Consider the following 8,259-nt stretch of genomic DNA (forward strand, 5'->3'; position numbering starts at 1 on the left):
TGATGTGCGACCCTTGCTTCATGGACGCCAACCAAGTCGGCTACGTCCACGAGCTGAGCTTCGACGAGGTGAAGGAGATCCTCGACAACTCCCTCAAGATCAAGCCGCGCCGCCAGATGTCGGTGCAGTTCTCCGGCGGCGAGCCCACCATGTCGCCGCACTTCCTCGACGCCATCAAGTACGCCAAGCAGGTCGGCTATTTCAGCGTCCAGGCGGCCTCCAACGGCATCCGTTTCGCCGAAGACCCCGAATTCTGCAAGCAGACCTACGACGCCGGCATGCGCCTGATCTACCTGCAATTCGACGGGATCGGCAACGAGAACAACGAACACCGCAAGATCGGCAACCTCTTCGACGTCAAGCTGCGCGCTATCGAGAACCTCTACAAGGCGGGCATCGACGTCGTCTTGGTCGTGACGATCGTCAACACGGTCAACAACCATCAAGTCGGCCCCATCGTGAAATTCGCCATAGAAAATTCCGACAAGATCAGCTTCGTGGCCTTCCAACCCGTCTCCTTCACCGGGCGCGACGAGGATATCAGCGACGAAGACCGCAAGAAGATGCGCTACACCTTGGCGCACCTCGCCCACGACGTGAAGCGGCAGACCGGCATGACCGAGCCGCTGCGCGACTGGTTCCCGCTCTCCATCGGCGGCATCTTCGCCAACCTGGCCGACATGGTGAAGGGTCCGGAACAGGACTGGGGCAATATGAGCTGCGGCTGCCACCCCAACTGCGGCATCGGCACCGCGCTGATGGTCAATAAGCGCACCAAGGTCTACAAGCCGGTCTCCGAATTCCTCAACATGGAGCAATTCCTCAAGGACGTCGAACGCATCACCGACGCGGCCCGCGGGCAGTCCCTGACCCGCGCCCAAATCGCGATGGCCCTGCTGCGCAACATCGATCCGACCAAGTTCCCCGAGGGTCTGACCCTCAAGGGCTTGCTCGAGAAGTTCGACAAGCAGAGCGGTGGGTCCCTATCCGAGAAGGACTACGGCGTCGGCGCCGAGCGCAAGAAGGACGAGTGGCTCTTCCTGTTCGTCGCGGGCATGTGGTTCCAGGACCTCTTCAACTACGACTTCCGCCGCACCGAGATGTGCATCATCCCCTACGGCACCCAGCAGGGTGAGATCTCCTTCTGCGCCTACAACACGGGCGTAGGCTGGAGAAACATCATCGAGAACATGTATAAAAACGCCTCGGTCGGCGAGTGGTACAAGCAGCACGGGCGCCACAAGGTCTACGCCGACGGCAAGGCGATGCCGCTGCCCAGTTTCGATCACAGCCTGAAGATCGACCCCTCCTTGATCGTCGCCAAGGAGAAGGCCGCGAAGCTCGCGGAGGAGGCCGTCACTACGGTCGCCGCGACCGGCACCGACGGGGCCCGCTAAGCCCCGCCCGCGTTTGTGGCCCCGCGGCGCTCTCTTCCGGGCGCCGCGGGGCTAATTTCGCGTTGTTCGGTGACGGCCGCCGATGGCTTCGGCTTCCCGCGGAATAAGTCCAACGGTGGGCCAGGAGAGATCGAAGTTTCCAGCTAAGCTTTGACAATCCTTGAGGTATTGCGGACCGTGACGAGAAGCCGGGCCCGCATTGACGGCCCCGGTTAAATCTGTTACCCCCTGGCTAATCGCTATGAATCCCGTAATTTTCGGCATCGATCCCAAATGGAATTCGCTCCTCCCCTTGGTGGCGATCAACGTCCTCATGCTCTCCACCGTGGTGATCTTCGCGATTTTCGTCTACCGCAAGCGGCCCGGGGATCCCGACTTGGTCGGACGTCACACCTCCCGCATGGTGGGGCCTTTCCTCCGGGAATACTGGGCCTGGTTCATCTCGCCGATCGAGTGGCTCTTCATTAAGCTGAACGTCAGCCCGAACACGCTGACCACGCTGGGTTTCTTGCTGAGCGGCGTCTCGGCCTACGCCTTCGCGACCGGGCACATGGGGGTGGCGGGCTGGTTCATGATCATCGGCGGCACCTTCGACATGTTCGACGGGCGCGTGGCGCGGAAGAGCGGCAAGACCAGCAAGTCGGGGGCCTTCTACGACGCGGTGATGGACCGTTTCGGCGAGTCCCTGGTCTTCTTCGGCCTGGCTTATTTTTATCGGGATTCCTGGGTCCTGTTCCTGGTGCTTGGCGCGATGGTAGGCTCGTTGATGGTCAGCTACACCAAGGCGCGCGGCGACAGCGAGGGCGTCGATTGCAAGGGCGGAATCATGCAGCGGCCCGAGCGCATCGTCTATTTGGGCGTCGGCTCGATCTTCAGCCCACCCTTCCGCCAGATCGTCAACCCCGGCGCCCAACCGCCGGTCGAATACCTCACCATCGCGGCCCTGGGCGTCATCGCTGTCATGACGCTGCTGACGGCCTGCTACCGCATGTATTACATCTTCCGAAAACTGCGGATTCGCGACGGCTACCAACCCAAGGAGCCCAGCGTGCCCTTGTTCCGCAAGTTCACCCACCGATATTTGGATTCGTAAATCGGATTCGTGACCTTTTTTGCCGGGCTGCGTGGTTTTACGGTCTCTGCGTCCATTGCCGCGACCGTAGGGGCCGTTCGCGAACGGCCCCTACAAAGGCGGCAAATTTTGCGGCGATTCAAATGAGGGATTTAAGCCCGCTCGGGCGTCGGCGCCGTGATGCCGTAGTGCTTCATCAGCTCGGCGAGACGCTTGCCGTCGATCATTTCCATGGGAGGGAGCTCGGGCAGCATCGCGACGTCGGGCGCGAAAAAGCCGGTGGTCATCAGGATGCCCTTGCCGCGGCGCTCGCCGATCAGGTTGGAGGCGAAGTTCTGGACCTCCGCGCTGCTCACCTGGGCGCCCTCGGGATAGAGGATCAGGTGGGCCAGGAAGGGCCCGCCGACGATGGGTTCGGGGTTTTCCGCGAAGATGTCGATCTCGTTGTCCTCGGTGCGGTAGCTGTTGAGGATGCGAAGTCCCATTTTTTCCAATAACTCGCAACAGATCGCGAAAAACTGGTCGAGATTCAGGTGTTGCAGGCCGGGATCGATGGGGATTTTCTCTTCGGCGGTCTCAGGGCGCTTCGAGGTCTTTTGGATCAAATAGATGAGAAATATACTGAAGAGGAAGGTGAAAAGGATGACGATCAGCAGATTGCCCATGCCTCGCGAGAGTGCGGCGTTGCGCCTCGCAAGTCAAGGTTTTTGTCGAGTGATTCTTGACACTTAAGGCCCCGGACCCGTCATTGACAGGGGCGGAAGGGCCGTGCTACCTGAGCCTGCGCTCCAGAGGGTCGCATTCGTGACCGACATCCAACTTCTTTGCGGAGTAACGACCATGGCCTCCTCGAAAATTCGCAGCCTCCACGCCCGGGAAATCCTCGACTCCCGCGGCAACCCCACCGTCGAGGTCGAGGCCGTCCTCGAGGACGGCACGATCGGGCGGGCCGCCGTGCCCTCGGGCGCTTCGACGGGCGAATACGAGGCCATCGAGCTGCGCGACGCCGAGCCCAAGCGCTTCCTGGGCAAGGGCGTGCGCCGCGCGGTCGAGAATGTCTCGGGCCCCATCGCCCAGGCCCTCGCAGGGCAAGACGCCCTCCGGCAAGATGCGGTGGATAGGCTCATGCTCGAGCTGGACGGCTGCGAGAACAAGGGACGCCTCGGCGCCAACGCCATCCTCGGCGCCTCGATGGCGGTCTGCCGGGCCGCCGCCCAGCACCAGGGGAAGTGGCTCTACGAGCACATCGCGGCCCTGTTCGGCGTCCAGCCCGAGGTCCTGCCGACCCCGATGATGAACATCCTCAACGGCGGGCAGCACGCCGATAACAACGTCGACTTCCAAGAGTTCATGATTTTGCCGGTGTCGGCGCCGAGCTTCCGCGAGGCCCTGCGCTGCGGCGCCGAGGTCTTCCACCAGCTCAAAAAGGTCCTGGGCGAGAAGGGCTACGCGACCTCGGTGGGCGACGAGGGCGGCTTCGCCCCCAACCTCGGCTCCAACCGAGAGGCGGTGGACCTGATCTGCGCCGCCGTTGAGCGCGCCGGCTACCGGGTCGGGGCCGACGTCCTGCTCGGCCTCGATGTCGCGAGCTCCGAGTTTTTCAAGAACGGCCGTTACCGCCTCGAAGGGGAGGGCGGCCAAGAGCTCGACGCCGAGGGCCTGATCAGCCTCTACGCGGACTGGACCGCGCGCTACCCGATCGTCAGCATCGAGGACGGCCTCGACCAAAACGACTGGGAGGGATGGAAGTCCCTCACCCGGAAGCTGGGCGGGAAGATCCAGCTGGTCGGCGACGACCTCTTCGTCACCAATCCCAAGCGCCTGGCCCGGGGCATCGAGGCGAAGGCGGGCAACGCCATCCTCGTGAAGGTGAACCAGATCGGCACCCTCACCGAGACGCTCGAGGCCATCCGCCTGGCCAAGCAGGCCGGCTTCGCCGCCGTCATCTCGCACCGCTCGGGGGAGACCGAGGACAGCACCATCGCCGACTTGGCGGTCGGCACCAACGCCGGGCAGATCAAGACGGGCTCGCTCTCCCGCAGCGACCGCACGGCCAAGTACAATCAATTGCTGCGAATCGAAGAACGTTTGGGAGGGAAGGCCCGTTATCTGGGGGGCCAAGTGTTGGCGGGGCGCCGTACTTAGGGCGCCCGTGAAGGTACCATGAAGTCTGTTTTATCGAAAATCGGTCGCGCCCTGTTCGGCTTCCTGTCCTCGCTCAAGCTGGCCGTCATCGTGATCCTTTCCCTCGCCGCGGTGCTTGCCGTCGGCACTTTCTACGAGTCGCTCCACGACACCGACACCGCCAAGCATTACGTCTACGGCACCTGGTGGTTCACCGCCATCCTCGGTGTCCTGGGGATCAACGTCCTGTTTGCGGCCCTCTCGCGCTGGCCCTGGAAGCGCCACCACATCGGCTTTTTGGTCACCCACCTGGGCATCCTGATCCTGCTCGCCGGCTCCCTGCTCACCCTGATCGAAGGCTACGAGGGGCAGATGATCCTCGCGGAGGGCGAAACCGGAAAGAAGATGACGATCAAGGAGGCCCAGCTCTTCTTCTACGACGTCGACTTGGGCAAGCTCGAGCAGAAGCCCGCCGAGTTCCGTTTCGACCCTCCCGACGCCAAGCGGCCCTGGACGGCCCGGGTGCTGGGCGACGTCGAGGCCCGCGTCGACGACTTCATCCCCAACGCGGCCGAGGACATCCGCGTCGAGGCCGACAATTCCCTCGACAATCCGGCGCTCGAAATCAAGATCAGCGGTTCGCGGACCACCATGCAGGAGTGGGTCTTCGCCCGCGAGTTCGAGCGGCAGCGCCTCAACCTGGGGCCCGCGACCGTCGCCTATCTCGAGCTCCCCGACTTGGCCTCCTTCCGCCGCCTCTTGAAAGAGCCCGAGGCCTTCGCCGGTCCGGCCCTGTGGCTGGAGGGGGAGTGGATCCCGGTGAAACCCAACCTGAACCAACCTTTGAAAACGCGCGCCGGCACGCTCACTCTCAAAAATTACCTCTCCAACGCCGCGGTCGACCCCAACGGGCTGCGCAGCGTCGATTCCGAGCGCGTCAACCCCGCGCTCACCCTGACGCTTGAGACCCCGGCGGGCGGGGAGCGCCATACCGTCTTCGCCAAGTTTCCGATGCTGCCGACGGTGCACGGCGAGGTGAACTCCAAGCTGCGGCCGCGACTCTATGACTTCCCGCCCGACTGGAACGCCTCCGACAACGCCCTCGCCCTGGTCCGCCTCGAGAACGGCGAGCACTACTACGCCCTCAAGTCGGGCGGGGCTTGGCGCGAGATCTCGCCTTTGGCTTTGGACAAACCGGTGGCCACGGGTTGGATGGATTTCGACTTCTCCGTGGTCCAAGACACCCCCCGCGCGCGCATCGAGAAGGTCTACCGCAAGGTCTCCGTTCCCAAGGGCAAGGAAGGGCCGCCCTCGGCCGTCCGGCTCACGCTCGCCAATGGGCAAGCGCAGCGGGAGTTTTGGCTGGGGCGAGGGGAGAGCCGCGACGTCGATCTGGGCCCGCGCCGCCTCAAGGTTGCCTACGGCCTGAAGAGCAAGCCGGTCGGCTTCGAGCTGCGCCTCGACGATTTCCGCATGGGCACCTACGAGGGGACCAAGGACCCGTCCAGCTACGAGAGTCAGGTGACCCTGATCGACCGCGAGGCCCAGGTGCAGGACTCCCGGCTCATCGCCATGAACCAACCCCTCGAGTACGGGAAGTACAAGCTCTTCCAGGCCAGTTACCAGCTCAACCCCGGCGGCCCCGACTATTCGGTCTTGGCCGTCGCCTATGACCCCGGGATCTTTCTGAAGTACCTCGGCTCGCTCGTGATGTGCACGGGCATCGCCCTGATGTTTTGGTTCAAACCCATGTTCGTTCAAAAACGGATCGCGGCGCGCAAAGCGCAGGCCTCCTCCGCGACCGCCGGGCTCAGTCCCGAGATTCCGATGGAGAAAACGCCATGAAGCGCTTGAAGACTTTCTTGATGTTGGGAATCCTATGCCTCCCCGCCGCCCTCCGGGCGGAAGGCGAGATGCCCGCGCCGAAGCCCGGCATGCAGGTCGAGATCCTGCGGGAGGTGGCGATCCAGGAGGGCGGCCGCAAGAAGCCCTTCGACACCTTCGCCCGCGAGACGGTCCGCACCATCACCGGCCGGGAGAAGTTCCAAGGCTTCGATCCCATCGAGCTGATTTATTCCTGGCTGACGCAGACCAAGGTCTGGGAGAGGCAACCCATCCTGGACGCGGGCTTCAAGCCCCTGCAGGAGCAGGTGGGGTTGAAGCCGACGAGCGGCCGCGTTGCGCCCGCCGATCTCGCCGCCAACCAAGAGTTTCAGCTCTTCATGCAGACGGTGGCGGCCAAGCAGCAGGAAGGGGCGAGCTTAAGCGAGATCGAGCGCCATGCCGCCAGCCTGATGCAACGCCTCAACCTTTTCTACACCATCGCCTCGGGCTCCGCCCTCACGGTGATCCCCCAGGCCGGCGGCCACTGGGAGAGCCTCGAGAAGCTGGCGGAGCGCTACCCCAATCTCTCGGCCATGCAGGCGGCGCCGACCGTCGAGGCCAAGATCGCCGGCGCGGTCCAGGGCAGCCTGGCCGCTTATTTTCAAGGCGACGCCGCGCTGTTCGGCCAGATGGCCCTGATGATGCGCGATCTCCTGAAAGAGCAGGGGCAGATCGTCAAGGACTACCCCTCGGCCCAGGACCTGCATCGCGAGATCCAGCTCAACACGATCAAACCCTTCCGCCTGGCCTGGCTGGGCTATGCCTTGGCCTTCTTTCTCCTGATCAGCAGCCTCTGGATGAAGGGGAAGGGGCTGTATTGGGCGGGGATGGGCCTGTTGGCGCTGTCCTTCGGGGTCCATATCTACGGCTTCGTCCTGCGCATGATGATCTCGGGGCGTCCGCCGGTGACCAATATGTACGAGTCGGTGATCTGGGTGGCCTTCGGCGTCGTCCTCTTTGCCCTGATCTTCGAGGCGGTCTACCGGGCCAAGATCTACGCCGCCGCGGCGGCGGCCCTGGCGACCCTGCTGCTGGTGGTGGCCGATTCGGTACCCTCCATCCTCGATCCCGCCATCGATCCGCTGGTGCCGGTGCTGCGCAGCAACTATTGGCTGACTATCCACGTGCTCACCATCACCTTGAGCTATGCGGCCTTCGCCCTGGCCCTCGGCGTGGGCAACGTGAGCCTGGGCTACTACATCTTCAAGCCGCAGGCGAAGGAGCGCATCGAGCGCCTCAATTATTTTCTTTATCGGTCCATGCAGGTCGGCGTCATCCTCCTGGCCGCGGGCACCATTCTCGGCGGGGTCTGGGCCAACGCCTCCTGGGGTCGGTTCTGGGGCTGGGATCCCAAAGAGGTCTGGGCGCTGATCGCGCTCTTGGGGTACCTGGCGATCCTGCACGGCCGCTTCGCGGGTTGGCTGCGCGGTTTCGGGCTGGCCCTGGGCTCGGTGCTGGCTTTTCTGCTGGTGTTGATGGCCTGGTATGGGGTGAACTTCATCTTAGGCGTCGGCCTACACAGCTACGGATTCAGCTCGGGCGGCGCGACGGGGATGGCGACCTTCGTCGGCATCGAGCTGCTCTGGATCGGTTTCGCGACCCTGCGCTACAAGATGCTGTTTAAGCCGGCCCGGGTCCCGGCGATGGGCCGGTCGGGATGAAGAAGAAACCGGCTCCCATCCCCGAGATCGTAGCCACTTCTTACCTCCCCGAGCAGCTCCCCGTGCTGCGAGGTGCGATCGCGATCTTCCTGGGGCGTTCCAACGCCGGCAAATCCTCCCT

General features: G+C 63.6%; 6 protein-coding genes. 5 read left to right on the plus strand and 1 reads right to left on the minus strand.

Features of this window, described 5'->3' with window-relative positions; translation table 11 throughout:
• Positions 1-1,397 (plus strand): radical SAM protein (locus tag FBR05_13505; GenBank protein MDL1873193.1); only part of this gene is annotated, 1,397 nt, incomplete at its 5' end.
• Between the two features lie 241 nt (positions 1,398-1,638).
• Entirely contained in the window at positions 1,639-2,490 is an 852-nt protein-coding gene (locus FBR05_13510) for a CDP-alcohol phosphatidyltransferase family protein (protein ID MDL1873194.1), read from the plus strand.
• A 131-nt stretch (positions 2,491-2,621) separates the two neighbouring features.
• On the opposite strand, the gene FBR05_13515 is transcribed toward FBR05_13510, so the two are convergent.
• Positions 2,622-3,134 carry a restriction endonuclease gene (locus tag FBR05_13515; protein ID MDL1873195.1) on the minus strand — a complete coding sequence of 171 codons (513 nt, stop codon included), beginning with the start codon at positions 3,132-3,134 and terminating at the stop codon, positions 2,622-2,624.
• Positions 3,135-3,309: 175 nt separating this feature from the next.
• On the opposite strand from FBR05_13515, the gene FBR05_13520 reads away from it, so the two are divergent.
• From FBR05_13520 to FBR05_13530, 3 genes are read left to right on the plus strand one after another with little or no spacing between them, the layout of a single operon-like run.
• Positions 3,310-4,614, plus strand: a complete 1,305-nt coding sequence (locus FBR05_13520; GenBank protein MDL1873196.1) for a phosphopyruvate hydratase — start codon at positions 3,310-3,312, stop codon at positions 4,612-4,614.
• 18 nt (positions 4,615-4,632) lie between these two features.
• Complete coding sequence (locus FBR05_13525; GenBank protein ID MDL1873197.1) at positions 4,633-6,438, plus strand: cytochrome c biogenesis protein ResB; 1,806 nt, start codon at positions 4,633-4,635, stop codon at positions 6,436-6,438.
• Positions 6,435-8,138: a cytochrome C biogenesis protein gene (locus FBR05_13530; protein MDL1873198.1), complete on the plus strand. Its 1,704-nt coding sequence runs from the start codon at positions 6,435-6,437 to the stop codon at positions 8,136-8,138. Before FBR05_13525 ends, FBR05_13530 begins: the two co-directional genes overlap by 4 nt.
• Positions 8,139-8,259: the final 121 nt, after the last annotated feature.

The organism is Deltaproteobacteria bacterium PRO3 (assembly GCA_030263375.1).
Taxonomy (GTDB): domain Bacteria; phylum UBA10199; class UBA10199; order DSSB01; family DSSB01; genus DSSB01.

Bases quoted from the DNA above. Each gene is read 5' to 3' on its own strand.
- FBR05_13510 (MDL1873194.1), top strand. From the start codon at position 1,639: ATGAATCCCGTAATTTTCGGCATCGATCCCAAATGGAATTCGCTCCTC.
- FBR05_13515 (MDL1873195.1), bottom strand. From the start codon at position 3,134: ATGGGCAATCTGCTGATCGTCATCCTTTTCACCTTCCTCTTCAGTATA.
- FBR05_13520 (MDL1873196.1), top strand. From the start codon at position 3,310: ATGGCCTCCTCGAAAATTCGCAGCCTCCACGCCCGGGAAATCCTCGAC.
- FBR05_13525 (MDL1873197.1), top strand. From the start codon at position 4,633: ATGAAGTCTGTTTTATCGAAAATCGGTCGCGCCCTGTTCGGCTTCCTG.
- FBR05_13530 (MDL1873198.1), top strand. From the start codon at position 6,435: ATGAAGCGCTTGAAGACTTTCTTGATGTTGGGAATCCTATGCCTCCCC.